This window comes from Leptospira gomenensis, from assembly GCF_004770155.1.
Classification (GTDB): domain Bacteria; phylum Spirochaetota; class Leptospiria; order Leptospirales; family Leptospiraceae; genus Leptospira; species Leptospira gomenensis.
The window spans coordinates 115808-142747 of record NZ_RQFA01000072.1 but is presented as its reverse complement, the minus strand read 5'-3'; the positions used below and the strand labels follow the sequence as shown (position 1 = coordinate 142747).

24 protein-coding genes are annotated in these 26940 nt (G+C 47.5%); 17 read left to right on the top strand and 7 right to left on the bottom strand.

Annotation, left to right across the window (positions count from 1 at the left end; all coding sequences use genetic code 11):
* Nucleotides 1-360: DUF1564 family protein (locus EHQ17_RS16270; protein ID WP_135736212.1), on the top strand; the 360-nt coding region annotated here is incomplete at its 5' end.
* Nucleotides 361-938: 578 nt separating this feature from the next.
* On the opposite strand, the gene EHQ17_RS16265 is transcribed toward EHQ17_RS16270, so the two are convergent.
* Entirely contained in the window at nucleotides 939-2510 is a 1572-nt protein-coding gene (locus EHQ17_RS16265) for a tetratricopeptide repeat protein (RefSeq protein ID WP_135591532.1), read from the bottom strand.
* 114 nt (nucleotides 2511-2624) lie between these two features.
* Between EHQ17_RS16265 and EHQ17_RS16255 the strand changes: the two genes are divergently transcribed.
* The 5 genes from EHQ17_RS16255 to EHQ17_RS16235 are packed head-to-tail and all read left to right on the top strand — an operon-like array spanning nucleotide 2625 to nucleotide 6072.
* Nucleotides 2625-3149, top strand: coding sequence for an FtsX-like permease family protein (locus tag EHQ17_RS16255; protein ID WP_135591536.1), 525 nt, complete (start codon nucleotides 2625-2627; stop codon nucleotides 3147-3149).
* The gene (locus EHQ17_RS16250) at nucleotides 3146-3811 is read left to right on the top strand and encodes an ABC transporter ATP-binding protein (RefSeq protein WP_135591538.1); all 666 of its coding nucleotides are present in this window, start codon (nucleotides 3146-3148) and stop codon (nucleotides 3809-3811) included. The genes EHQ17_RS16255 and EHQ17_RS16250 overlap by 4 nt, the downstream gene beginning before the upstream one ends.
* Complete coding sequence (locus tag EHQ17_RS16245) at nucleotides 3808-4704, top strand: ROK family protein (RefSeq protein ID WP_135591540.1); 897 nt, start codon at nucleotides 3808-3810, stop codon at nucleotides 4702-4704. The genes EHQ17_RS16250 and EHQ17_RS16245 overlap by 4 nt, the downstream gene beginning before the upstream one ends.
* A complete protein-coding gene (locus EHQ17_RS16240; protein ID WP_135591542.1) occupies nucleotides 4701-5051 on the top strand; it encodes a histidine triad nucleotide-binding protein in 351 nt (116 codons plus the stop codon). The genes EHQ17_RS16245 and EHQ17_RS16240 overlap by 4 nt, the downstream gene beginning before the upstream one ends.
* A 16-nt stretch (nucleotides 5052-5067) precedes the next feature.
* Nucleotides 5068-6072 (top strand): lysylphosphatidylglycerol synthase transmembrane domain-containing protein, encoded by a 1005-nt coding sequence (locus EHQ17_RS16235; protein WP_135591544.1) that lies wholly within the window; start codon nucleotides 5068-5070, stop codon nucleotides 6070-6072.
* Nucleotides 6073-6077: 5 nt separating this feature from the next.
* Here the strand turns inward: EHQ17_RS16235 and EHQ17_RS16230 are convergent, their stop codons facing one another.
* A complete protein-coding gene (locus EHQ17_RS16230; RefSeq protein ID WP_135591546.1) occupies nucleotides 6078-6875 on the bottom strand; it encodes a hypothetical protein in 798 nt (265 codons plus the stop codon).
* Nucleotides 6876-7228: 353 nt separating this feature from the next.
* Here EHQ17_RS16230 and EHQ17_RS16225 point away from each other — a divergent pair, with 353 nt between their 5' ends.
* Nucleotides 7229-7525: an ArsR/SmtB family transcription factor gene (locus tag EHQ17_RS16225; RefSeq protein ID WP_135591548.1), complete on the top strand. Its 297-nt coding sequence runs from the start codon at nucleotides 7229-7231 to the stop codon at nucleotides 7523-7525.
* 49 nt (nucleotides 7526-7574) lie between these two features.
* The gene (locus EHQ17_RS16220) at nucleotides 7575-8441 is read left to right on the top strand and encodes a sterol desaturase family protein (RefSeq protein ID WP_135591550.1); all 867 of its coding nucleotides are present in this window, start codon (nucleotides 7575-7577) and stop codon (nucleotides 8439-8441) included.
* Nucleotides 8442-8530: 89 nt separating this feature from the next.
* Here EHQ17_RS16220 and EHQ17_RS16215 read toward each other — a convergent pair whose 3' ends face one another.
* The gene (locus tag EHQ17_RS16215) at nucleotides 8531-8965 is read right to left on the bottom strand and encodes an LA_2478/LA_2722/LA_4182 family protein (RefSeq protein WP_135591552.1); all 435 of its coding nucleotides are present in this window, start codon (nucleotides 8963-8965) and stop codon (nucleotides 8531-8533) included.
* A gap of 103 nt (nucleotides 8966-9068) precedes the next feature.
* Nucleotides 9069-10541 (bottom strand): adenylate/guanylate cyclase domain-containing protein, encoded by a 1473-nt coding sequence (locus EHQ17_RS16210; RefSeq protein WP_135591554.1) that lies wholly within the window; start codon nucleotides 10539-10541, stop codon nucleotides 9069-9071.
* Between the two features lie 383 nt (nucleotides 10542-10924).
* Here EHQ17_RS16210 and EHQ17_RS20295 point away from each other — a divergent pair, with 383 nt between their 5' ends.
* From EHQ17_RS20295 to EHQ17_RS16200, 3 genes are all read left to right on the top strand, one after another.
* Complete coding sequence (locus EHQ17_RS20295) at nucleotides 10925-11047, top strand: hypothetical protein (protein WP_281276590.1); 123 nt, start codon at nucleotides 10925-10927, stop codon at nucleotides 11045-11047.
* A gap of 201 nt (nucleotides 11048-11248) precedes the next feature.
* Nucleotides 11249-12535, top strand: coding sequence for a beta-ketoacyl-[acyl-carrier-protein] synthase family protein (locus EHQ17_RS16205; RefSeq protein WP_135591556.1), 1287 nt, complete (start codon nucleotides 11249-11251; stop codon nucleotides 12533-12535).
* 12 nt (nucleotides 12536-12547) lie between these two features.
* Nucleotides 12548-13075 (top strand): SiaB family protein kinase, encoded by a 528-nt coding sequence (locus EHQ17_RS16200; protein ID WP_135591558.1) that lies wholly within the window; start codon nucleotides 12548-12550, stop codon nucleotides 13073-13075.
* Here EHQ17_RS16200 and EHQ17_RS16195 read toward each other — a convergent pair.
* The 3 genes from EHQ17_RS16195 to EHQ17_RS16185 all read right to left on the bottom strand — a co-directional run bounded on the left by EHQ17_RS16195 (nucleotide 13050) and on the right by EHQ17_RS16185 (nucleotide 15694).
* The gene (locus EHQ17_RS16195) at nucleotides 13050-13868 is read right to left on the bottom strand and encodes a PP2C family protein-serine/threonine phosphatase (protein WP_135591560.1); all 819 of its coding nucleotides are present in this window, start codon (nucleotides 13866-13868) and stop codon (nucleotides 13050-13052) included. The two genes, EHQ17_RS16200 and EHQ17_RS16195, sit on opposite strands and share 26 nt — an antisense overlap.
* A gap of 157 nt (nucleotides 13869-14025) precedes the next feature.
* Nucleotides 14026-14784: an SDR family NAD(P)-dependent oxidoreductase gene (locus EHQ17_RS16190; RefSeq protein ID WP_135591562.1), complete on the bottom strand. Its 759-nt coding sequence runs from the start codon at nucleotides 14782-14784 to the stop codon at nucleotides 14026-14028.
* A gap of 43 nt (nucleotides 14785-14827) precedes the next feature.
* Complete coding sequence (locus tag EHQ17_RS16185; protein ID WP_135591564.1) at nucleotides 14828-15694, bottom strand: four helix bundle protein; 867 nt, start codon at nucleotides 15692-15694, stop codon at nucleotides 14828-14830.
* A 457-nt stretch (nucleotides 15695-16151) separates the two neighbouring features.
* On the opposite strand from EHQ17_RS16185, the gene EHQ17_RS16180 reads away from it, so the two are divergent.
* Genes EHQ17_RS16180 through EHQ17_RS16155 form a run of 6 tightly spaced genes read left to right on the top strand, consistent with a single transcriptional unit; the run spans nucleotide 16152 to nucleotide 26809 of the window.
* The gene (locus EHQ17_RS16180) at nucleotides 16152-17945 is read left to right on the top strand and encodes a CoA-transferase (protein ID WP_135591566.1); all 1794 of its coding nucleotides are present in this window, start codon (nucleotides 16152-16154) and stop codon (nucleotides 17943-17945) included.
* Between the two features lie 33 nt (nucleotides 17946-17978).
* Entirely contained in the window at nucleotides 17979-18953 is a 975-nt protein-coding gene (locus tag EHQ17_RS16175) for a ketoacyl-ACP synthase III (protein WP_135591568.1), read from the top strand.
* Nucleotides 18954-18991: 38 nt separating this feature from the next.
* Nucleotides 18992-24343 (top strand): AAA family ATPase, encoded by a 5352-nt coding sequence (locus EHQ17_RS16170; protein ID WP_135591570.1) that lies wholly within the window; start codon nucleotides 18992-18994, stop codon nucleotides 24341-24343.
* Nucleotides 24344-24379: 36 nt separating this feature from the next.
* Nucleotides 24380-24934, top strand: a complete 555-nt coding sequence (locus EHQ17_RS16165) for a SiaB family protein kinase (protein ID WP_135591572.1) — start codon at nucleotides 24380-24382, stop codon at nucleotides 24932-24934.
* 2 nt (nucleotides 24935-24936) lie between these two features.
* Nucleotides 24937-25311 carry a DUF1987 domain-containing protein gene (locus EHQ17_RS16160; RefSeq protein ID WP_135591574.1) on the top strand — a complete coding sequence of 125 codons (375 nt, stop codon included), beginning with the start codon at nucleotides 24937-24939 and terminating at the stop codon, nucleotides 25309-25311.
* Nucleotides 25312-25333: 22 nt separating this feature from the next.
* Nucleotides 25334-26809 carry an adenylate/guanylate cyclase domain-containing protein gene (locus EHQ17_RS16155; RefSeq protein WP_135591576.1) on the top strand — a complete coding sequence of 492 codons (1476 nt, stop codon included), beginning with the start codon at nucleotides 25334-25336 and terminating at the stop codon, nucleotides 26807-26809.
* Nucleotides 26810-26940 lie beyond the last annotated feature (131 nt).

The window sequence follows — 26940 nt, the reverse complement described above, 5'->3', positions numbered from 1 at the left end:
GCTGCGGGGCAGCGATCTGCGGAAAAGAAAACAATGAGACGAATCAATGTTCGGTTAGGAACGGGAAGTTGGACGTTGCTTGGGGCCTTGGCGCAAGCGCACGGGGTTTCTCGTTGTTATTTGTTTAATTATCTGTTGTATTTGGAAGAGGTCGGGGTCGGAGATTCTATCGAAGACACGATGAACGCGGGAGTTCCCACATTTCACAAGCACTACAGCTATATCCTCCACCTCGATCTCACCTTCAACAGAGCCACAAGGCGACTACAATGTTTCCCCGAGTCCTCCTTTTACGCCTTTGAATACCGAGAATGGCACAAAGAGCCGGATGAATCGAATTCGGACGAACCGACAAACTAAAACCGGCTTCCGCTAAGGGACCCGGTCCAGCTTGCCCAGGTGGACTCAAGAGCGCCTCGCACGCAAAACGCACCGCAACCCAGATCACCCACCGGCCCCTCGTATGCGCCGCGCAATGCAGCGCCTATACACGTATACATATCTCACAGGCTTCTCACACAACATCTCTGCAAGTCCGCGCCGACACGCACAACAAACAAGACGAATCACCAAGCGGGCCCGTCTACCACGTACAAACTCCCCGACACAAGCAGCGAACGAACGAGCCAGCAAGCAAGCGACTTACGTACGGACCAACCTGCCAACTCGCCAACCAACGGACACAAACCCTCTCAGGCTGGTAAGACAAACCGGCGGTCAAACGAATTCATTCACAAACTAGGAGATACACCAACTCGTCCCATGAGCGCATGAAACGAAACAAACGAAACAAACAAACAAACAAAAACATATAACGAATCAATCCAACGACCGACTAACGCAGCCAAAACCCCGCACCGACCGACAGACCAAAAATCGAAAACAGGAAAAGTAACGAACATAATTCCTCTGTTTAGCGGCGAATGTACGAAAATACGTTATGCGCCCTTTGTCTCCATCCGAAGCGCCTTCTTCAACAGTTCTTCTAAATCTTTTCCGTAGATGACGTTCAAAAGACTCGGATTATCCGTCAAAAATCGTTTTGCACCTTCCGTAAATTCCGCATCCCCCAAAACATAAGCCTTGTCCACTCCGAGTTCCTTCAACTGACTCAACGTGTCCCTCAGAAAAATATCCGAAATTTTCGCGTCCTTCCATTTGCGAAACTTAAACAAAGCCCTGGTTTCCTTATCGATCTTGTTTAGCCCGGTTAGGTTGAGTCCGTCCCCTTCTTTATTCGGAATTTCTCGACTTACCGTATAATTCAAAGCCATTACGATTCGTACACAAAGGTTTTTGAATTCGACTCCTTTGAGCTGGCGATAATGATCCATCACACCGACGCCGATTTTGGAAATGTCCGTTAGAAGTTTATTCCCCTGGTCGTCCAGAATACCCTTGATATGAAACGACTTGGAAGACTTAAGACCGGAAAGTTCGTAAAATCTTTCGACCGGAAACAACTCACCGAAAATTCTCCCGATCTCTTCGTCGATGGAAAATCCGCTCTGGGTCGTTTTACCCGCTTCGAGACGTTTCGTTTCCAATTGGAATTTATAATTAGCTAATTCTAATATTCGTTTGTCGTCGATGCGCTCGGACTCCGCTTCGATCAGATACTCGCTCGCCTCTTCGAGTTTTCCAAGTTTGACGGCCAACAAAGAAAAATGAACGTCGGAATCGATCATCTCCTGTTTCCATCCGCTGTTCCGCGCCATCTCCATACAAAGACGAGCGAACTTCAACGCTTCTCCCAGGTTTTTTTGAAGAATAAAAACGCACATCAGAAATTGGAAGATCGTATAACTCACATAATCGTCTTCGATCAGATCCGCCACCGAGTTGGCGGTTTTGGCAGCCTCTTCTAACTTTCCTTCCCGCGCCAAACCAAGAGCGTATAAAAATCCGCAAACGGGGGACGCCGGGTCCAATTCGTACGCCTTGGCAAAATGTTCGCTCGGATTTCCCTTATGTAGGACTGCCGCAAGAACTCCTTTCCCGATGAACAGGGAGGGAATTTTGATTCTTTCATTGGGAATCTTATTCAGAAAACGATCGGCAATGGAGAATTCCTTCTGTCCGAGCGCCATAAAACCGATCCGTATGTTTGCCTCGGGATTTTCCGGCTCGATCGAAATCGTATCCAAATAATGAAAAAGCGCTTCTTCGAATAAATCCTGCTGATAATAAATGTCCGCGATCCTGTTGGAAACCGCCACCTCGTTGATTCCCTTTTCATACGAGCCGATCTTTTTTATCTTTTCGAGGTGGCGGGCCTCATTTACCGTATCCCCTTCCATCGCGTAAATTTTAGCGATCACATAATGCGCTCGAACGTTCGAAGGGGAACTGTCCAGGATATCCCGAATCATCACTCGCGCGTCCACGTAATTCCCCATCGCGGCCAACGCCAAAGCCTTTTCGAACGCGTCTTTCTTGGTCTGGATGAGGAAGGATCCAAACGCGACGATCAGGATGATTCCGATGGCGACAAGAATGACGAAGATCATTTTTTTGTTTTTCTTTCAGGTTCCGGTTAGTAAATGGATAAAAAACCCCGGGATCAAACCGGGTATTTCCCGATCTTGGGATAAAATCAAATCATTTTGCAGAAACGAAACCAGATGGGAAAAATTACCTACTTCAGATTCGCATATTCGATCGTAAAACGCGATATTAGTATCAGTGTTCTTCATATAGGATTTTCAGCGCTCTTTTGTTTTTTTCTGATCTTCGGAATCTTTTTAGTCAGAATGGACAAAGCCCCCTCCAACCCTTCTAGTATCGAACTCTTTCGGAATTATCCACAGCTGGTTTTATTACTTAGTTCGGCCGGATTGGTATTTATGGTGGTGACCCGCACTCTTTTAAGAACGAGCGACGCGGGAATTATGATGGCCGTGGGAGGAAATCGGGTAGGAACCGTTCGCCTTCTCGTCGCGGAACTTTGGATCTTACACGGAATCGGTTTCCTGATCGCGACGATCCTTACGATCGTATTCCCTCCTTGGGTGGATGAAAGTTCCAGTTGGATGGATCCGGCGAAAAGTTTATTGATCTGTCTTTCTTTGGTTTCCGGAATCGGAGGAACCATAGCGTTTATTCTCACGTTTTTGGATCCGTATCGTTCCATTCGGAGGGGAAAATGATCCTTCGTATCAATAATCTTTCCCGTGAATACGGCAAATCCAAAGCCGTGGACGGGGTTTCCTTCGACATGAACCAATCCGACTATGTCGCCATCGTGGGCCCGTCCGGTTCCGGAAAAACGACTCTTCTTTCGATGATCACCGGAATGTTGAGCAGCAGTTCGGGGGAAATCTATTTCGACACGACTAAGGTGAGCGACATGAGCCACGGAACCTTGGCGAATTTCCGGGCGCGCAACATCGGTCTTATCTTTCAATTTTCGGAACTTCTCCCTCATTTGGATGTGGAGGAGAATATTCTACTTCCCGCTCTTCTCGTAGGAAAGTTCAGTCCCAAGGAATATCAGGAAAAATGCGAATACCTGATCCAAAGCCTCAACCTACAATCGATCCGAAAAAGTTTTCCTTCCAAGTTGTCCGGAGGGCAAATTCAGATGACGGCGATCGCCCGATCCTTGATCAACGAGCCGGAACTTTTATTGGCGGACGAACCCTCGGGGGATCTGGATCCGGAGAACAGCGAACTCGTCCGCAACCTTCTTTACGATTTCAACACGAGAGGCCTGACGATTCTATTAGTAACTCATGATATGAATTTAGCATTCGACGCAAAGACGATCTACGAGATGAGAGAGGGAGCGTTCACCAGGGTGGTAAAGTGAATTCCTATTTAGGGATCGACATCGGTGCGGGAAGTATCAAGGCCAGCCTCGTACATCCGGACGGAACCGTTCTCGCGAATACTTCTCGACCCACGGGAGCGGCGACGAACTCGAAAAATTTTTTGGAATCTCTGGAGAATATCGTATCGGAGATGAGAGTCCCTTCGTTGGCCGCGATCGGAATCGGAAGCCCCGGACCGATAGATTCCGATCGCGGCCTCCTCCTTCAATCCGCCAACCTTCCCCTACTCAAAGAAGTCGCGTTAGTCGATCATCTAAGAAATAAATTTCCGTATCCGGTATATTACAATAACGACGCAAACGTCGCCGCCCTCGGAGAATACAGATTCGGAAACGGAAAAAATTCCTCCAACCTTCTCATCCTGACTTTAGGAACCGGGCTCGGAGGGGGCTGGGTATATCAGGGAAAATTGTTCAACGGATATAAGGGCAGCGGAATGGAGGTGGGCCATGTCACCTACGACCCGCGCGGTCCGATATGCGGTTGCGGACAAAGAGGATGTGCGGAAACGTATTTCAGCGCGAGCGGATTTTTGACCCGATACTCGGAAAAAACGGGAACCGAACTTTCTTCCGCGGAGGAATTTTTCCGAAGAGCGGAACGGGGCGAACAAGCCGCAGTATCGTTGTTAGACGAAGGTATCGAAGCGCTCGCGCAACTTTGCAGAGGGTTGATCCACACTCTAAATCCTGATACGCTCGTCTTTACCGGCGGATTGATCCGTTCCTGGGCGATGTTCGGGGACGGACTCAAACGAAGGATCCAAGAGCTGATCTTTCCCATTTTTAGGACGTACACGAGAATATTGCCGGGAGAAAACGTATCCGGAACCCTGGGCGCGGCTGCGCTCTGTATGGAGTATCACGAATGAACGAATCGAGTTGTATCTTCTGTAAGATCGCAAAAAAGGAAATACCGGCAAAAATCGCGTATGAGGACGAGGAAATCATCGCCTTCCACGACATTTCCCCGCAGGCTCCGGTTCACGTGGTTTTTATACCGAAAAAACACGTCGTGTCCTTGGCCGAAATTTCGGAAGAAGACGCGACCTTATACGGGAACATACTACTCCGCATACGCGATACGGCCGAAACGTTAGGCGTCACCGAAAACGGATATCGTGTCGTCAACAACACCGGGAAGAACGGCGGCCAGACAGTCTTTCACATCCATTTTCATCTTTTAGCCGAACGTCGTATGACGTGGCCGCCGGGATAAACCGAGGTAAATCGAATTGAAACGAATCGTATTAGGAACCGTAGTCAGCCTCGGAGCGCTGGGATTTTTATTCTACAAACTCGACCTAGGGGAGTTTACAAGGATCCGCGAACGTTGGGAACCGATCTATCTCGTCCCGTTTTGTATCTCAAGCGCTTGGGGGTTATTGATGTTCTCGTGGAGATGGCACCTACTCATGGGAAAACGAATCCGCTTCCGTTATGCGCTCTTATCTTCCTTCATCGGAGTGGGAGCCAACATGTTTCTGCCCGCGCGAGGCGGCGATATTTTCCGACTCTATTTCTGCAAAAAGGAATCCGAACTCGCTTACCCCACCTTGGTCACCGCGTTATTCATCGAAAAAGTCTTGGACTTCTCCTTTATCTTCTCCGCGGGAATCTGCGCACTCATGTTTCTGGGGATCAAGGACGCGAGCAGCGATTCATTTTTTATCCTTTCCACATCGGCGATCCTCGGAATTTTTCTGGGCCTCGTAGCTGTTCGGTACTTCAACGAATTATTAATTTCCGTACTCGCTCGGATCGCCGGACTCGCCGGAAAACGGGAATGGTTTTTAAACCGACTGGCGCATTACATTCGCGATCTCGGAAATTTTTTAGTCTTTCGTAAATTCTTGCTTCCGGCGGTTTTGACCGCGTTCACTTGGTTGATCGGTTACGCGCTGAGTTACGGAATTCTACTCAAACTCGTAGGGATCGAAATGGGTTACGCGGGTATCGTCTTAATCATGTTTGGTGGAGCGGTAGGAGTTATGGTTCCTTCCGCTCCTTCAGGTGCGGGAGTGTTTCACGCATCGGTCACATCCTCCTTCGTTTTGATGGGAAGAAAAGCATCCGAAGGATTGTTCTACGCGACGACGGTTCATTTGGCCCAATTCATTCTACAGAGTTTTTTCGCGATCGTTCTCTACGTGTATTGGATCTTCGACCGCAGAAAACGAGGACTCGGCAAAACCGAATTCTCGCTCAAAGAATCGGAAGTCATAGAACAGGAAAGTTGAACGAGCTACGGCACCGTGATGGTCGTGTTCAAGTAATGATCCGAAAAACCACCGGCGGTTCCGTCGTCGTTTACCTGATAGGAACTTAGAGTAAAACACGCGTTTGTATAAGTGTTCCGATCGAAGTCGCTTCTCGCTTCATAAATGCCCGCGGGAGCGTCGAACTGTTCCACGTATTGAAACGGCGTCGGCCCGGCTCCACCCGCGTAAGACGTCGTCAGATCCATATACAAATAAGCCATCAGAGCCGGGTTGTTAAAACGGGAAACCAATTCGATCCGAGTTCCGTTCAAAGTCGCTTCGACACAATGTTGCGCGCAGTTTCCGAGCGTGACCGGGAGCGCTACCGCACCGGCGCAGGGTCCTCCCGGAATCGCAGGAGGAGTCGTGATGATTTCCTTGGACGAATTACCGTAGATGCTCTGCGCGATCACGATGACCTTATAACGCTGACTCGTTTCGGGAGAAATAAACAGAAAACGATTCGAAGAACCCGGCTCCGTCGTGGAAGTCTGTTGGATGAAATTGGACGCACTCACTCCGTCCGCGTTCAATTGCAGCAGATTCGGTCTGCCGAGATAGGCCTTGTATGAGACTGGATAAGCGACCGAACTATTCAATGAAAACGTAATACGAATACTTTGATAGGGATCGGGACTTGCGATCACATAGTTCGACTGCGAACTCAGATCGTTCAACAGCGGCCCGGCGGGTTCCTCCGAATCGGGAGGCGGAGGGGAAGTTTCTCCTCCACCGAAGTAAGGAACGGACCCTTGACCGGCAAGTGCCAAAAGTCCGAGCAAAACGTCCGAACTCGCGGAATCCTTCCCACAAGAACATAAAGAAAATGAAATATACCAAAAAGCCGTAATGGCAACTATCGTTCGGAAAAATTTAGGCCGGATTCTCATCCACGTCCTTCCCTTGAATATAAAAGTTTAAAACACCTTGGGCGGGGAAAACCGGATCGTCAAGATGGTTTCCCGACGGATCCGAAAAGGACTTTCCCTACTTATAAGAAGACAAAGTGAATATCACGTCTTATGACACGTATTCCGGATGATTTCCGGGGTTAAATCGGATCCGAAGGAAAGCAGGCAGAAAGATCTGTTTTTTTTATTGACACAAACATATCGTTAATTCCAAATATGTAAATATGAAGAAGAACCCGGGAATCGATCCCCGTATTCAGGAATTTTTATCCGCGTTAGCAAGTGAGACGCGTCTGAATCTTCTTCTTTCTTTTGCAGACGGCAAAGAAAAGACGGTCGGAGAGTTGGTAGAATCGTCCGGATTGGGTCAATCCACGGTTTCTACGCATTTGAATCAGCTAAAAAAAGGCGGGATCTTAATCCGAAGAAAATCCGGAAAAGAGGTTTATTACAGACCCGATCGCGAACGTATCCTGGAACATATTTCCAAATTAACGTCCTATCTTCGGAGCTGCTGTTGATTTTTTATGTTCAATAAATCGTTAATTCTAGATATTTAGGAGTGTATATATGGAGATTTTGAAACAAGGAATCCGATACTTCGGATTTCCCATTCTATTTTTTTCGTCTTCGGCGATTTTGATCGGTTATGCAGGAAACATATGGATCGCGTATTCCGTCCTTTCCGTTTCGATATTGACAGGTATGATATTAGAAAGACTGATTCCTTTCGAAAAAATATGGAACAAATCGGATTCCGATTCGAAATCAGACCTATTTTTTCTGGCACTACAACCGATCGTCGCCCCGATTACGGGCACCGCGCTCGCGGGCATCGTACACCGGTTGATGTCCTTCTCCGGCGGCCAAACGGCGACTAACGCAAACGGATTGTCCTTATGGTTTCAAGTTTTGATCGGAATGTTTTTTTCCGGTTTCGTTCCTTATTGGATTCACCGTTTTTCACACGCAAGGGACGGCTTTCTTTGGAGGGTTCATTCGATTCACCATTCCCCGGGAAGGTTGTATTGGATGAATGCGTTTCGAGCACATCCTATCAATACGATCCTAACTACGGGCGGCGCGTTACTCCCCTCTCTTTTATTGGGATTACATGCCGACGCGGTCTTGATCGTTGGAATGTTGAATAACTTCGTGTCGATATATAACCACATGAACATAGACTTTCGGCTGGGTTTTTTAAATCGGATATTCAATATGAATGAGCTGCACAGATGGCACCATTCCAAAATTCCGGCGGAAGGGAACAACAACTACAGTTCCGGCGCCCTCGCTTTTTGGGATATCCTTTTCGGTTCGTATTATCTTCCCAAAAGAAAAATGGACGCGAATTTGGTCGGCTTGTTCGAACCGGATAAGTTTCCGTCAAAATCGATCTTAAAACAAATACTTTATCCCGTCTGTAAATGTTCTTAGTCGAAAAATAGGTCTGAAAGAAATAAAAAACCCGCGCTATCGCACCGATAGGCGCGAACACACGGGTTGAAAATTCAAATTATTGAATATTATTTTTTACTCAAGGAAGCGCATGCCTCCGATTTCTGAAGAGGATTGTTGGGAGACATCAATTCCGAACAACTCGTCTTTTCGATTAGGCTCATACATTCCTTGGCGGCGGACAATTTTTCGGGAGTCGCTTCTTTCCATTCGTCCTCTTCTGTTTTGCCGGACTTTGCTCTTGCTTCCGCCGCGGATTTCGTCAGGGACTCAAGACAGGCTTCCTTGGATTGCAACATCGGAGGAAGGAATTTTTTCTGAGACTCCGGAAGTTTGCTGAACTGTTCCTGAGCGCATTCGACGGTTTTAGAACAGGTGATTTCCTGCGACTTCTTCACCAATTCCTTCATTTCGATCGCTACGGAAGCCGCGTCTTTTTTACAACCGATAGACGACAACAAGATCAATACGAGAAGCGACCAACTCTTATTTTTTAGATTCATAACCCTTTCCTTTTTTAAGGCATAAGGATTCGAACGTAGTATTTTTTGAAAATAATTATTTCCGAATCGACTTTAGTTTTCGATACGGATCTATTTCCGTTTTCTAAAAAACACCCGCAAGTTTCGCGGTTTCCTCGTTCTTAAACAGTTTATGAACGGTCGCCGTACGACCCACTCCCTTAAGGGAGGCCTCGTGTTTTTCGGAACCGTAACCTCTTTGACTCAGTTGATCCAAGATTCCGGGAGACGAAAGAATGGGTTCGGTAACCCAAATTTCTCCGGCGGAAGCAAGGGCCTGTACCCGCGCGGCGATGTTGACGCTTTGTCCGAAATAATCCAAACGTTCGTCGTTGATCACCGCGAGAGCCGGTCCTTCGTTTAAGCCGACCTTCAATCCGATTTCGTGTCCGTGTTCTTTGAATTCTTCGTTCATCTGATCGATACGTGTCATCATTTCCAAAGCGGCCATCATTCCGTCGGAAGGACTGGAGAAAGTCGCCATGATCGCATCCCCCATGGTTTTTACGATCGCGCCGCTGAATTTTTTTACGGTTTCCGCAAGAAGACGAAAATGCTCCTGCACCAAACGATACGCCAACATATCCCCAGCCTTATCGTACATCTCGGTGGAACCCCTTAGATCGGTGAACAATATCGTCAGACTTTTTACGTTCAGGTTGAGTCGGTTGCTGAGTTGTTGAACTCGGAAAAGTTCGCGAAAGGTCTGGTTATTCAGGAGCATTTTTGCGGTGAGAAACGGTTCTACGACGGTAGGATGTTCTTTAATGATTTCTAATATTCTTTCGATATTCGGGACGAAAAGAAGGAAACCCGACTTGGCGATCGTTCGATTGGAGACCTTGAGTTCGTATTCTCCCGGAGAAAGATGTAGTTCCGTCGGAGTAAAACCGGAAGGAAGCAGACTTAGATCGATGATCCGGTCCGAGGTCGGAACTTCGGCGTCAAAACGCAGATGAACGGCCGAATTGTTTTCCACGGAACTGAGTTGATAAGCGGGCACGTTTCGGGCGTCGAGTCGAATCGTCTGCGTGGAACCTGGCTCCAACACGATCAAACCTTTCGTATTCCCGAAAATGAATTCCAAAAGTTCCTTCGACTTATGAAAGTTATGTGAAATATGGTAGTTGAGATAAGTCGGAACATCCGCGAGCGGCTGAAGATCCGACTTTTTTAGGGAAGGATGCACGGAAAAACTAACTTCCACTTGGTCATCGAGCGTAGTAGGAACGTCCAGATTACAGATGGAACAGTGAAAACTTTTCTCTTCGATCTGATCCAAGGACGTATGGGAAGCGGCGATTCCCCCACAAGCGGGGCAAATCATATTATAAGAGAAATCCAAAAGTCCGATTTTTCCGGAATGTAGAAACAGATCCAAGGTTTCATCCGTCGTAATTCCGTTTTTTTTCGCGAAACGAAGCGGATTCATCCGATGTAATTCCCATTCGGTTTGCTTTTGAAGACTTTGTATAAACCGAGAAATCGATTCTCGGGACAATACTGAAAATCCCTCGAGTGCCTTTTTCTTTTGCGCTAAAAGAGTTTCATTCCACATCACAGTTCCCCTTTATTTTCAGAAGAATCACAATCTGATCGGCGTTGATTTTTTGACAATCTTTTTGTAACATTTTTTGTTACATTTTGTAAAATTCCGGTTTGCCCGGAATCGTATTTCGTTCAAACGATTCCGGTTCTGTGGGAACTCCTCTTGTCTTGGATCGAGTTTTCTTTCGAATTTGAAATTCGTTCTCAAAAATTTTTTCGTCGTCGGCTCCGCGCTCGTTTCGCTCAATTTTGTTTCGACAAAGGAAATCCGAAGGAGCGGAATTTCTTTGAACCACGGGGAGTTCCTACGGAAAAAATCTCGCGACACAAACCGAACCCCTCGCTCAAACCGTGTGAGTTCCCACACAATTTGTCGTTAAAACCAAAAGACGGATGGTAAGAATACAAACGGCGTCGATTCCTCAGAAATACAGAAACAAACTTTCCCGCAAACCGCCCCGTCCTGTGGGAACTCACACAAAAATCGACAAACAAACCTTCGTTTTTCCCAGCTAAAGTCGGAACATCGGAACAAAATCCAAAAAATCCATATTCGGTATTTTTGATTTGATTTTTCCCGTCCAACTCAATAACTGAAATCGCTTTCTTTGCCACGAATCGATCGGTTGCGGTTCCGACCACTTGCCGATTCCCGCAGAAAATCGAAATGATCGTGTCATTTGCAGTTACGGGTAAAGGACGCAAATCGACTGGATTATGGACAAAACGAAACCGAGTAAAAATTCAAGAGTGGTCATAACGGGAATCGGGGTCATTCTTCCCAATACGTTTTCCGTCGGAGAATTCTGGAAAAATCTTTCCGAAGGACGTTCTCAGATCGATACGATCACGAGATTTTCAACCGACGATCTGCCGGTCAAAGTTGCGGCAGAAATGAACGAATTCGACTGGAAACAGTTCCTTCCCGACCTCAACGAAAAACACGCAAAGAATTACAACCGCGAAACGTTCGCACTGATGGCCGCCATGGAGGAAGCGAGACGGGACGCAAAACTCGAAAAGGATACGGTCGATCCTTCCAAAGTCGGATTTATCGATTCATCTTCGCGAGCGTCTTTGGCATGGTGGGAACACGCGTGGAAACTCTATCATCAGGAAAAAAACTCCGGGGTTTTCGATCGTTATTCCGTCCTTACCTCGATGGCTTCCAATCCTACCAACCTGACCGCCATCTACGCCAACATCCAAGGTTTCGTCACAACGATCACGGCCGCATGTGTCGGAGGTCATCATGCGATCAGCCTCTGTTACCAGGCGATCCGCAAAGGAAGAGCCGAGGTCATGTATGCGGGAGGACACGAATTCCCTCTGATCAAACCCTTGATGATGATGTATTCCGATCCCGCGAGTTCCGTCATGTCCGCGGAAAAGGACAATCCCAAAGCCGCGATCAAACCCTATGATCGAAATCGGGACGGATTCATTTTGGGGGAAGGCGCCGCCGTTCTTTGTTTGGAAAGAATGGACCACGCGCTCGCACGGGGCGCGCGCATCTACGCGGAAGTCCTCGGAACTTTCAGCTACAACGAGGCCGATCACGCCATGAGAATGGATCTGACTGGAAAAAAAGCCGCGGCCGGACTCAATCGTCTTCTAAAAATCAGCGGACTCAAACTCGGAGACATAGACTATTTCTGCGGACACGGAACCGCGACGATCAACAACGATATGGCCGAAAGCCGAGCGTTAAAGGTATTATACAACGGACTCGCCAAAAATAAATGGGCTCCCTTGGGTTCCATAAAACCGATTTTCGGTCATACGTTCGGAGCGGCGGGAATTATCAACGTAGCGGCCACGGCCTTAATGCTCGAAAAACAAACCATCTGCCCGACCATCAATCTCAAAAACGTCGATCCGGAATGCGACCACGATCACATCACCGAAGGCGCAAGAAAGGTCAGACTCAGAAACGCGATCTCAATGGCCTTCGCCATAGGAAGTCAATCCTCCTTCGTAAGTATGACCGCTCCGGATCTATAACGATTTTTGAATATGAAATCTTCCGGACTTCACAAACAATACGACCATACCAAAAAAATGAGGTCGGTCCTCTACTACCAAGGCGCGGTTACACACGAAATCCTGGGAAACCTTACCGAAATCCTCAAGGACAGGATAACCGGCGAAAAACGGAAAAACAAGATTCTCAACGTATTCGTGGAAATGGCGCAGAACGTAAGTCACTATTCCTCCGAACGGGAAAACGACTACGGCGTCGGTCTGATATTGGTAAAGGAAAAAAGCCATATTCTCAAACTTTCCACCGCCAACTTTCTCAGTCCGGAAACGGCTCGACCGCTTCGGGATAAACTCGATCATTTTCTTTCGTTAACGGGAGAGGAAATCAAGGAACTGTATCAGGAAAAAATCAAAGGAGAAAGACCGGAGGAAAGCAAAGGGGCCGGATTGGGATTTTTAGAAATATTAAAAAAATCTGATTTTCCGTTTCGATCCTCTTTCGAGGAAACCCCGGAAGGAGCCGTGTTTTTTACGCTTACCGTTTTCTTTCGCTTGGGCTGAGTTTCCAAGGTTCCGCGTAGGACAACGCCATTTCCTTTACTTCGATCACGATGACGGAGCTGTTGTCTTTGGTCATACGAAGATTGGCCTCTTCCGAAAGATGGGAACAAGCCTCCTTGACGTTGGAGGCGTTCGACAGAATTTCTTCGAGATCGTCGATCTTGATCACGTCCGTCAAACCATCCGTACAAAGAAGAATCCGATCTCCTTCCCGAAGAGCGTCGGTGATGTCGAAAAGATCCATCTGAAGATCGGTGGTTCCGCCGCCGATACAACTCGTGATATAACTTCTGGAATTTGGATTGTCTTTCGCCGAATCGGAAAAGGAATGATCCACCGTGATCTTCTGAATTCCGCGCGAAGAAAAATGATACGCCCTGCTATCGCCCATATTGAAAACGAGAACCTTCTTTCGACCGAAGAGAACGCCGACTAACGTGGTTCCCATTCCGAGACGACCGGTCTGCATCGCGTGTTCGTTGATTTCGTGATTTATCTTTCGGAATAAATTCTGCCAACCGGCGCGGGGAAGTTCTTCGAGAGGTTGGATCCTCTTGACCGTCCACGCGAGTTTTTCCAAGGTCATTCTACTTGCGATCTCGCCGGAGATATGCCCTCCCATTCCGTCCGCCAAAGCGAGGATCAAAGGAGAATCCTCGGAACTCTGAAAGCCGGACGAGGAAAACGAACCCGAAATCGTACCGGCAACGATTTCGCCGCACGCATACATCGAATCCTCGTTATGCGAACGAAAGTTTCCTTTTTCCGTAATTCCGAAATAATTGATGACCATATAAGCGTAGAAACTGAGACAATTCCGAGAAATTATTATAAAAATGTGTCACAAAACGGATTCAAGAACAAATTTCACGAATCCGCATTTTTCCGGGAAATCCCGTTTTATATTTAGAGTCGTCCCCGTAAAAATCGGCCGCCTTTTTTAGGACGAATTATTTAGCGGAATAACCCCCGTCGATCGGAAGCGCCGTCCCCGTGATAAAAGTGGAATCCTCGCCGCAAAGCCAAACCGCGGTTTTAGCCACTTCTTCGGGAGTCGCGATCCGATGCATAGGATGTTGTTTGACCAGTTGTTTTTCCGCGTCCTCGGGATCTTTCGCAAGATGGAACAACTCCTCTAAAATATCCGTTCGCACGGCGCCCGGACAAATCGCGTTGACGCGAATGTTTTTTTTCGCGTATTCCAAAGCGGCGCTTTTCGTCAAACCGACGATGCCGTGTTTCGCCGCCGAATACGGATTGATGCCCACCATACCGTTGATACCGGAGATCGAGGAAACGTTCACGATCGCCCCTCCACCGGCTTGGATCATTTCTGGAATCTGATATTTCATCGAAAGCCAAGCGCCTTTGAGATTGACGTCCACCACCTTTTGCCAAACGTCTTCCGGATATTCGTGGATCGGAAAATTACCGCCCATCATACCCGCGTTATTCACTCCGAAATCCAATCTGCCGAATTTTTCCAGAGCGGTCTCGACGACCTTTTTCACTTGGGAAGAATCGGTCACGTCGCAGTTGACGAAAACCGTTTCACCGCCCGAAGAACGAATCTCCTCTTCTGTTTTTTTTCCTTCCTCGGATCTTCGTCCGCAAAAAACGACCCTAACCCCTTTGGAGACGAACTCCCGGACCACGGCTTTACCGATACCGGTGCTTCCTCCGGTTACCATAGCCACCTTACCCTTCATAGAAAACCTCGGATACTATATTAGAATTTTATGATTCTATAAACTACAATTTTCTCGTTTTTCCGTTCCGGACGCGGGCCAGATATTTCTTGAGGTGTTCGTTTATGATTTCCAGATCTGAAAGTTCCCCTTCCGCGGAAGCGGCCTTGAGGTCCCCGGCGAGAACCAGAAGATAACGGAGTTCCTCGAGATGAACCTTGGCTTTGAGAATGTTCCGTATCTTTTCCGAATACATTCTGCTTCCCCAAGCCGCGGCGATTTTGACTGGAAGTAAAGTGGAAACGGAACGCAGATGTTCGAAAACGGCGGAATGTTCCCTCGCCTGGGTTCCTCCCATCTTTCGCTCCAATTGATAAATCTTTAAGATAAGATCGTGCGCCAATCTCCACACTTCCAACTTGCCGAAATTTCCCAAACGAGAAACGTTCTCGAAGACGGCTTCCTTACTGTTACCCACCTCGGGAGAAGGATATACGGGAAGTTTTCCGTCAGTGAAAATTTTACGGAACCCATCGGGAATCGGAACCACCGAACGCGCGGAATAGTCGAAGGTAAGAACTCGGATTTTAACGAGGGCGACCTTCTCCCTTCTCCGGTTTTTGGAAAGACGAAAGTAAAGGTCGAAGGATTTTTCCCCTAAGTTATCGAGCACCACGTCCACGGTGGTAAGATCGTCGTAGAGAAGTTCCCCTTGATACAAAATTCCCGCGTTGGCGAAAATGATACTTCTGCCGAAGATATCGGTCACGGAAAAACCGAGATATTGGAAGAAACGAAGATGCGCTTCCATCACGAGATCCAGGATGGACGCGAACGAAACGTGAATGTCCAAAGCCAGATCCGTTTTCCGAATCGGGATATCCGTCGAAAAGTGCTGATTGGCGGGGAATTCTATCTGTATCTCTGACATAGGATCGAAAAGAAATGGGTCGTATGAACGAACTTTGGAAAACGAAACCCGTTACGTATACTTGGGCTCTATTACAGTTTCGGAATTCTCGGTCCCGATCTTGAAACACTTCCCGGATAAGAAGTCGAACCCGCCAAAAAGCGGAAGTCGGCTTGTCGAATGAGACAAAAGATTTTCCGATCCGGTCGATTTTGCAAAAACGGGGAAGCGTCGAACGCCGGAATAAAAAGTTCTTGATGCGAAGGATTCTTCAAAGAATATCCTTCAACCGTTCGAATATAATTTCTTGCTCGTTATTTTTCCGAAAATTCGGAGGAAATAAATCCGCAGGAAAACGGAATTTTTCCGTAATGAACCTCCTCTTTTTTTCGTATGTCCCCGTTCGTTTCGGAATTCGGCGTATAACGAAGAAAAGGCGGTTTCTACGTCGTGGATTGAAAAGGAAAATTGAGAATCATTGAAAACGAACACGAAGATCTTCGACAATCCCGATGAGATGATCCGTGAAATCGTACGCCCCGGAGCGTATCTTCATCTTTCCGCGACGATGTCGCGTCCGAACGCGCTGATCTATTCGCTCGCCCGTTGTTTTCAATTTACGAATCCGCAGTTTACGATCAGCATGGCCGGGATCCATTCGAGCGCGCACGCACTTACCTTATCCAAGATCGTAAAGAGGATGATCACCGGATTCGCCGGCGACAACTATCCGAAGCCTTCGCCTAATTCATTATATTCTAATTTATTCGAAGGGAATCCGTTCGAATTCGAACTCTGGTCCCTTCTCAGTCTCGTTCAAAGGTTGATAGCCGGAGCGATGCGACTTCCCGGATTCGTGACCAACTCACTTTTGGGAAGCGATCTGATTCTGGACAAGTTAGGCAAAACCGCCTTTCTTTTTCCCGATCCGCAAAACACCGGCGTAGTCGAACATACGAACGGATCGTATCCTCCCGATTATCGCGGAAAAAAAGGGATCGATTTAGCCTATATTCTTCCGCTCAATCCCGACTATACGTTGTTACACGCAGTGATCGGCGACGAGTACGGAAATCTCGTACTTTGTCCGCCGAGCGGCGAGGGAAATTGGGGAGCGCTCGCCGCCAAACAAGGAGTAATCGCCACCGTGGAAAAAATCGTTCCCGGAGGTTCCATTCCTTCCGAATTGGTTTCGATTCCGGGCAACCGAGTCGCCGCACTCGCGGTCGCGGAATTCGGAGCTCATCCGCAATCGCTTCGCGTTCACGACCTGCCGGGAGTAAAAGCGTTCGAAGGTCTTTCCACTTATCTCGACGACTACGAATTCCAAATCGAGGCCAATGAAGCGGCTAACGTGCCTTCCAAGGCTGAAAAATGGTATGCGGATTTCGTAAATCTTTCCGGAGGACATTCGGAATATTTGGAAAAACTGGGAAGCGTTCGTCTCAGAAGATTGAAGAACATTCCCGCGGAAAACAAGGCGCAAAAACTCGAAGATCCGAAAACGGTCAACGACTCGGAACAGATGATCATTTTGGCGGCGAGAGCGATCCGGGAATACGTAAAGGAGAAAGGATACAAAACCATTCTCGCGGGAATCGGCGCGGCTCATATCTCGGCTTGGACGGCAGCGCATTTTTTGGAAAAGGAAGGCATCCAAGTAAGCGTAGTCACCGAACTCGGTTTTTTTTCCATGAAACCCCATACGGGCGACGTGTTTCTTTTCAGCCAACTTCACACGAAGGATTGTTCCATGCTTTCGGATATTACCAACATACTAGGCACGGTCGTTCCCGATCATTGTCTGGGCGTTCTAGGAGCGGCGGAAGTGGATTGGTTCGGCAATATCAATTCCTCGATGACTTCCAAGGGAAAATTTCTCGTAGGTTCCGGAGGAGCCAACGACATCGCAGCCAACGCGGATTGTATCGTGGTGGCAAAGGCTAACCGCGGCAGGTTCGTCAAAAAAGTACATCATATCACTTCGGTGGGAGACCGGGTTATGGAGGCGATCTGTCAGTTCGGAAGATTCAAACGAACGCCGAATACGGATCACGTATTCGAATTCTCTCATTGGATCGCTCCTCCTTCCGACGAAGAAATGGAACCGGACGAAGCGGTGCTTCGTTTCACTTCGTGGCTTCCTCCGGACGAGGACATTCCGCTTAAGAACGAGCCGCCCGTCACCGCGGAGGAATTGACCGTTTTACGGGAGCTCGATCCGGAAAAGATTTACATAGAACAATTTATGGTATATACAAGACTTCCATAATAAAATAAAATTCGAATTTAGTAGAGGAACGAAATGAGCGGAAAAAACCTAACGTCGAACGGAGTAAGAATCACCGGGTTCGGTCATTATTTTCCGAAAACGATCGTGACCAACGAAGAGATCCGTTCCCGTTTGAAGTTTCCGGAAATGCACCCGGCGGAAAAAGCGGTCATCGGAAACATAGGAGTCAACGAACGAAGAAGGGCCGACGAAACGGAAACCCCTATGTTCATGGCCGCGCGTGTCGCGGAAATGGCCCTGAAGGACGCCGGAAAAAAACCGGAAGAAGTGGATCTTTACGTTCTCGCCAATTGGACCGATCGTTATTATCTTCCCGATCTCGCGCCGCAAGCATCGAAACTTTCGGGAACCAAAAACGCCCTCGCGTTCGACGTCAGCACCGCGTGCACCGGTTTCGTACACGGAGTTCAAACCGCTTCCGCGTTTTTAAACACCGGTAAATTCAAAAACGCGCTCGTGATCGGAAGCGAACGTTTTTCGGTTCGCACCAGAATGGGAGGTTACGGGGAATTCACCGCGGGAGATGCGGCCGCAGGAGTGTTTTTGGAAAATACGGGGGATAAAAACTTCGGCCTGATCGATTCGTTTCTTCAAGACGACGGGGATCTCGCCGGGATCATCGTTACCGGACCGCCTCCGCAGAGTTATGTGAAAAGTTATCCGGAACTCGTAACGAACGCGGCCGATCTTACTTTAAAATCCATGGATCTCCTTTTGGAGCGGAACGGATTAAAAATAGAGGACATAGATTGGGTAGTGCCTCATCCGGGAACGGACGTCGTCGTGCAGGACGTGTTAAAACGTACCAAGTTCCCCAAAGAAAAGATATTGATGAATTTTTCGCGCGTCGGCAACACTTCCGCGGCGTCCATCCCTATCGTTTTATCAGAATATTATTATAAAGGAACATTCAAAAAAGGTGATGTATTCCTTACGCCCGCGGTCGGCGGAGGATTTTATTGGGGAGGACTTCTTTTCCGCCTCTGACTTAAACGCGGACGAGACCTTTCGGGATATTGGAGAATATGAAAATAAACGGATACGAACTAAAAGAAAGATTAAACTCGGACTCTTCCACGGAGGTATACAAGGCGATACGCACCAAGGACGAGATCCCGGTCGTCATAAAATACATACCGGTTTTGGACGAACTTCACCCCGCGGTGGTGAACCTTAGAAACGAATTCGAAATCCTCAATCATCTCGCCTCGGAAAGGATCATCCGGACCTTCGGAATGGAGCGTATCCCGGAAGGTTTCGTCCTCATTTTGGAGTTCGTACAAGGAGGAACGCTCAAGAATTTTTCGGGAAGAAAACCCGTCAATCTCAAGGACTTCTTCCGCATCGCGATCGATCTCACCGAAAAACTCGGCGAAATACATCATAAAAAGGTAATACACAAGGATTTAAAACCGGACAACATCATCTTCAATCCGGAAGGAAGCGTGCTCAGGATCGTGGATTTCGGAATTTCCACGAGACTTTCCAAAGAGGAGACTTCCTGGTCCAATCCAAATCGGCTCGAAGGAAGTATTCACTACGTTTCCCCCGAACAAACGGGAAGAATGAATCGCTCCGTGGATTACAGAAGCGACTTCTACTCGTTAGGCGTCACCTTCTACGAACTTCTTACGGGAAAACTTCCGTTCGAAAGCGAAGACCTGTTGGAGCTCGTCCACTTCCATCTCGCCAAATCTCCGATCGATCCGCGTAAGTTGCGCGCGGAAATTCCGGAAGCGCTTTCCCTGATAGTAATCAAACTTCTCTCCAAAACCGCGGAGGATCGTTATCAGACTTCGGAAGGTTTGAAAGCCGATCTGGAAACCGCTCAACAGAGATGGCTGGAAACCGGGGAAGCTCCCGCGTTTCCGCTCGGTTCCAAAGACGATTCGCACGAATTCAAAATCCCCCAAAAACTCTACGGAAGAGAGGAATACATCCGCTCTTTGTTAAACGAATTCAAACGAGTGACTGACACAGGAAGAACGAGCGTAGTACTCATCGCCGGTTATTCCGGAGTGGGAAAATCTTCTCTCGTCAAGGAAATCAATAAACCGCTCACCGAATCCAAGGGATATTTCATTTCCGGTAAATTCGACCAATACAATCGCAACGTACCTTTCAGCGCGATCATCCAACTCTTTTCGAATCTGATCGAACAGATTTTGACCGAATCTCCGGAACGAATCGACGACTGGAAAGGAAGAATCAAAAACTCCCTGGGAAGCAACGGAAAAATCATGACCGACGTGCTTCCAGAATTGGAATTCATCATCGGAGAACAGCCGCCCGTTCCCGAATTAGGCGCTCAGGAAAACGCGAACCGATTTTACGCAGTTTTCCAAAACTTCATCAAAGTTTTTGCAAGCGTAGAACATCCGCTTGCGATCTTTCTTGACGACCTCCAATGGGCCGACACCGCTTCCCTCGAACTCGTGAAAAATTTAGTGGAAGACGTTTCAGTAAATTATCTTTTTCTAATGCTCGCGTATCGGGACAACGAAGTGGATGCGACCCATCCTTTTTCCACGTTAGTCGCCGGTTTGGAAAACGAAGGATTCCGTTTGGATCGGATCCAGTTGCGACCTCTCAGCCTCGAAAACGTGAACGAACTTCTCTCGGACAGTTTGCGTAAAACGGAGAAGGAAACGCTTCAATTCGCGGAAATCGTGTATTCCAAAACGCGGGGAAATCCGTTTTTCATCAACGAACTACTCAAACAACTTTCCAAAGAGGAAGTCATTTCGTATCGGCGGGGGGATTCTTCCCTTTCCGGAGAATGGGTTTGGAATCTCGATAAGATAAAAGGCATCGATATTTCGGATAACGTGGTCGAACTTTTGGTGCGTCGAATCAGGAAACTTTCCCCTCGAACCCAGGAGACTCTCAAACTCGCGTCCTGTATCGGAAGTAATTTCGATCTCGCGGTCCAATCCAAAATTCTCGGAGCAGGTCTCAAGGAAACCGCGGCCGCTTTGATGGAAACGATGCAGGAGGAGCTGATCGTTCCTTACGGGGATAACTACCGTTTGGTGGATTCGTTCGAGGAAACCGACGAGAATTTCGAAAAAAATTTCCAGACGGCAAGAACGATCCAATTCCGTTTTCAACACGACAGGGTGCAACAGGCCAGTTACGAACTTTTGAACGAGGATCAAAAACAATCCATACGTCTTAAAATCGGAAGGATTCTCCTCGAAACCCTCAACGAAAAGGCGCTCGAGGATTCGGTGTTCGACGTCGTCAACCACCTCAACACCGGCTCCTCTTTGATCGGGGAAATCGCGGAAAAAAGAAAATTACTACAATTGAATATACAGGCCGCGCAGAAAGCGAAGTTGTCGGCCGCTTATAAACCCGCAAAACTTTATTCCGAAAAGGCGAGAGAACTGCTATTCTCATTACCGGAAGCGCAAAAAGGAGACAAGGAACTCTGGTCCAAGGAATACGACCTCGCCCACTCCGTTCACAAGGAATTGGCGGAAGTTTTGTATCTGAACGGAAACTTCGAGGAATCCCAGGAGATCATCCAAACGCTTCTCAAAGAATCTAAAACCTCCGTGGAAAAAGCGCAGGCCTATAACTTATTGATGATCGAATATTCCGCACAGGGAAAATTCGACTTGGCGCTTCCGACCGTCGTCAACGCGTTAAAACCTTTGGGAATAGAAATTCCGACTTCGGGTTTCGACAAGGTGACGGACAAGGAAATCGAAGAAGCCAAAAAGAATCTAAGAAACCGCAGCGTAACATCGTTGTTAGACGAACCGTTGATGACGGACCCGACGCACGTATGGGCCGTCAACCTACTGATCAGCGCGATCCCGATGGCTTACAACAAGGAACCCGCGTTGTTCCCTATCATATGCCTGAAGATGGCCAATCTGTTTTTGAAATACGGAAATCTTTCCGACTCGTACGGATATTCCTGTTACGGAATGGTATTGGTCGGCAAAGGAGACTACAAGGGCGCGTACGATTTCTGCGAACTTGCGGTGAAGTTGAGCGAGAAATATATGAACTCGGGGGGATACACCAAGGCGGCGAACATTCTCGCCAACTACTCCTCTTCCTTCGTCAAACATCTTAAATTCTCCGAGGAGATCAACGTCAAGTGCGTTCAATCCGCTTTGGATTCCGGAGAATTCCTGCACGGAAGTTACGCAGCGATGAACGATGCGTCTAACGTGCTCTTTCAGGGAAAAAATCTGGAAATCCTAAAACCAAAAATCACCCAGCTTCTCAAGTTCGTTCACAAGGTGAAGAACAACCTCGCCATCGATACGATCCTCGGAGTCACGTTGATCCTATCCAATCTCAGGGGAGAAACGGGAAGTCACCTCGACTTTTCCACGCAGGAATATCAGGAAAAGGATTACATCGATTTATGCAACGCGCATCAGAGTCCGGCTCCCATATGCACGTTCAAAGTGATGAAGATCCGTTCGCTCCTCATGTACGGAGAATATCAGTTGGCGCTTCAGGAAGCCGAAGAAGCGAACGGAATGATCCTATATCTCGGAGGTCAGTACGGACCGTTCGAACACAATTATCTTTATTCCCTCACTTTGGCCGCCAACTACAAGAAGGTGACGCCGGATAAAAAGAAGGAATATCTAAAAAAGATCAAAGAGAATCAGAGACAACTTCTCACGTTAGCCGAAAGCTGTCCCGAAAATTTCTACCACAAATATCTTTTGGTGGAGGCCGAACTCGCTCGTTTGGAATACAAAAACTGGAAGGCGGCGAGAACGTACGAAGCAGCGATCCGGGAAGCGCGCAAAAACGAATTCCCGAACGACGAAGCGCTCGCTTCCGAAATGGCGGCGATGTTCTGGCTTTCCAAAGGCAGCGTCAAGATAGCGGGAGAATTCATCAACGAAGCCTTTCATAGATACGGACTCTGGGGAGCCAATCTAAAACAAAGCCTTCTCAAATCCAAGTTTCCGGAATTCGTCCGAGAACGAGGAACCGGAACCCTCAGAACACATAGGACGATTTCGACGACGACCGCCGCGGCGACCGAAGTTTATTCCGGTCAGACTTTGGATCTACAATCCGTTCTCAAAAGTTCGACCGCGATTTCGGGAGAGATAAAACTCGAAAACCTTCTCGATAAACTGATGAAGATCGTGATCGAAAACGCGGGAGCCCAACGCGGCGTGTTGATCCTTAAAAAAGAAGGTCGCCTTTTCGTGGAAGCCGAAGGTTCCATCATGAAGGACGACGTCGAAGTCCTCACTGGCATTCCGCTCGGCAACAGCAGGAACCTTCCGATATCTCTGATCTATTACGTGGAAAGAACGAAGGAAAATCTCGTCTTAAGAAACGCGAATCAGGACGAAAAATTCAACAAGGACGAGTATATTAAGAATTCGAAAATTAAGTCTGTCTTATGCGCTCCGGTGATCAAACAAGGCGAAATTTCCGGAATCTTATATCTTGAAAACAACCTTTCCGAAGGAGCGTTCACTTCGGATCGTCTTCAGATCATGAACATCCTCTCCTCTCAAGCGGCCATCTCGATCGACAACGCGTTACTCTACTCGAATATGGAGGAAAAAGTAAGGGAAAGAACCAGGGAATTGGCTCAGGCCAACGCAGACCTTGGACTAAAGAATCAACACATCACGGATAGCATAACGTATTCCTTAAATATCCAACAGGCGATACTTCCTTCCCAAGATGTGCTTGCAAAAAATCTAAAAGAGCAATTCGTAATCTTCCGTCCGAAAGATATCGTGTCGGGCGACTTCTATTGGTTCAGCAAAAAAGACGGATCAATTTTTCTCGCAGCGGTCGATTGTACTGGACACGGAGTCCCGGGTGCTTTAATGTCAATGATCGGGAACACGCTTCTCAATCAGATCGTCAACGAAGCGGGAATCAAAGACCCCGGTAAAGTGTTGGAGCACCTAAATCGGAACGTGCGACAGGCTTTAAAACAAGACAGCTTGGACGCGAACTCCGTGGACGGAATGGACGTTTGTTTTTGCAGAATCGACAACGACAAAGTCCTTTTTGCGGGAGCCAAAAGGCCGCTTTACTTTTCCAAAGACGACAAGATCGAAGAGGTCAAGGGAGACAGACATTCGATCGGCGGAAGACAGAAAGAGGATTCCAGAACCTATACCACACACGAAGTAAAACTGGAAAAGGGAAAACCCACTATGTTCTACCTCGCGACGGACGGATATATGGATCAACCGAACCCTCAAAGACAACGGATCGCGAGTAAGGGACTAATCTCCCACCTACAAAACGTCTCCTCGTTGCCTGCCTCGGAACAAAAGGAAAGACTGGAGGCCTTTTTGGACGGCCACCAAGCCGGAGAGGCGCAAAGAGATGACATAACTTTGATCGGATTCCGAATCTGATCTCGAAACGGAAATCAAGGAGCATGTTAAAAAGAAATGATGGAGAATCAGTCCGTAGACCTTTTTAAACAATACAAAGAGGCATGCGATTATCAATTAATTGTTTCCTTTAAGGGAAGACTCTCTCAGGAGGTTCTGACCGAATTCGGATCTATGATTCGGACTTCCCTGAGCACGGAATCCAAAATCAAGAAAATCTTCGCGGTTTTTATAGAACTCGCGCAGAATATGCTTCACTATTCCGCGGAACGAAAGGCTCTTGAGGACGGAAGAGAAGGAGGTGTCGGTATCATCATGGTCGATGAAAAATCGATTGGCTATAATGTTTCATCCGGGAACCTTGTACTAAACGATAAAATCGAGTCGCTGAAGATGAAATGCGACAAGATCAATTCGATGTCCAGGGAAGAGCTTAAGACATACTATCAACAACAATTGCGCTCCGACAGACCGGACGATAGCAAAGGTGCAGGAGTCGGGTTGATCGATATCGCCAGAAAATCGGACGGACCGATTTCCTACGGTATCGCACCGATAGACGATAAACATTCGTTTTTTACGCTCTCCGCATACTTCACAAAGGAAAATTAAGAATGGAATCTTTACACATTCAACAGACGAAAACTTCTCCCGAAGTGATTTTAGATACGGAAAAGGGCGTTGTGGAGATCATAGGAGAATCGTATCCCGAAAACGCGATCGCGTTCTACAAGCCGGTATTCGATTGGCTCAATTCGGCTATGGGATCGAAAGGATCTATCCAAGTTAAATTCCAGTTGGATTACTTCAATACGAGTTCGTCCAAAGTGATCATGGACATTTTGGATTCCCTCCAGAAATATCACGATCAAAGCGGCAAGGTCAAGGTTCTCTGGCTTTACAAAGAGGACGACGACGATATGCAGGAAACCGGGGAAGAGTTCTCTTCCGATCTTTCTTTGCCGTTCGAATTGAAATCCTATAAGTGACGTTCGGAGTTCGTCGTTTCAGATGGAATCATCCTCTTCTCCGCAAAAGGACTTTAGCTCCTTCTTTGAAGGCGAATTCCAGTTATTAAACGAAGTCAACGAGATCCTGGAAAAAAAAGAATCCTTACAAAAGGAAGATTTGATCCAGGAGTTGAAAAAGGTCGGCGACGCCTACGAAGCCCTTTTAAAACAATCCTCCAAGCTGATGAAGATCGGAGATTCCACGCAGAATCGGTTGATCAAAACGCAGAACGAACTCCAGGATTCGAACCAAAGGCTCGTATCGTCGTATCAAAATCTGAAACAGCTCAGCGAGATAGGACAGATGATCACGGCGAGTCTCGAACCCAAGATCATCCTGACTTCCGTTTTCGAAAATACGAGATCGATGGTTTCGATGGACGTCCTCGCGTTCGGAATCCTGGAAGAGGGAAAAAACGAAATCAAATACAAGTTCAGTTTGATAGAAGGTAGATATACGCCCGCCCCTTCCGTGGATTTGTTAAACGAAGACAATCCGTCCTCCTTTTGTTACAATCAAAATCAGGAATTGATCACCAACGATTTAGAGAAGGACTTCCCCCAATATGTTTCTCCGGTACAAAAACATTTCGGAGAAAAATCGAACTCGGTAGTTTATCTTCCGTTAAAGGTGGAGGAGCGTTTCGTGGGAATCCTTACGATACAAAGTTACGAAAAGAACGCCTTCAACGAGAACCAACTCAGCATCCTCAGAACCCTCGCCAACTACGTAGCGATCGGCGTCGATAACGCGGACGCATACAAGACGTTATCCAAACGGAATCGGGAACTCAAGGATTCTCTCGAAAAGATCAACGTCTTGAACGAAGGCCTCGAAAAGGAAAGACAAAAATCCGAAAGCCTTCTGCTCAACATCCTTCCCAAGTCGATCGCCGAACGCCTGAAAGGCGGAGAAAACGTGATCGCGGATTACATCCCCACTTCGACGGTATTGTTCGCGGACATCGTCGGTTTTTCGAAGTTATCGACGCAAATCCCCACTCCGAACCAGTTGGTCGAAATTTTGAATCAGATCTTCACCTGTTTCGACGACATCGCGAGCAAATACAAACTGGAAAAGATAAAAACCATCGGAGACTGCTATATGATGGCGGGTGGAATTCCGAATCCGACCCCCGATCACGCCGAAAAAATCGCGTTAGCCGGAATCGAAATGATGGCCGGTTTAAAGGACCTCCAAAAATCCTGGAAATACGAATTCAATATTAGAATCGGGATCCACACCGGAGACGTCGTCGCGGGAGTGATCGGAAAAAACAAATTCGTCTACGACCTTTGGGGAGACTCGGTCAATACCGCTTCCAGAATGGAATCCCACGGACAAACTGGCAAAATCAACTGTTCCGAGGAAACCTACAACGTCTTAAAGGATCTTTTCGAGTTTGAGGATCGGGGCGTAATCGAAGTAAAGGGAAAGGGTCCTATGCGGACGTTTTTCCTGTTAGGAAAAAAATAAAGTTTCACGATCCGCCAAAATCCGACCGTTGGGAATCGGGAAGAAAAGAAAAGTCGGTTCTTTGTCAGAATCTTCGCTCAAAGTACCGTAAAAAAATGAGTTAGCGAAGCGCCTTTCCACCCGCATTGCCC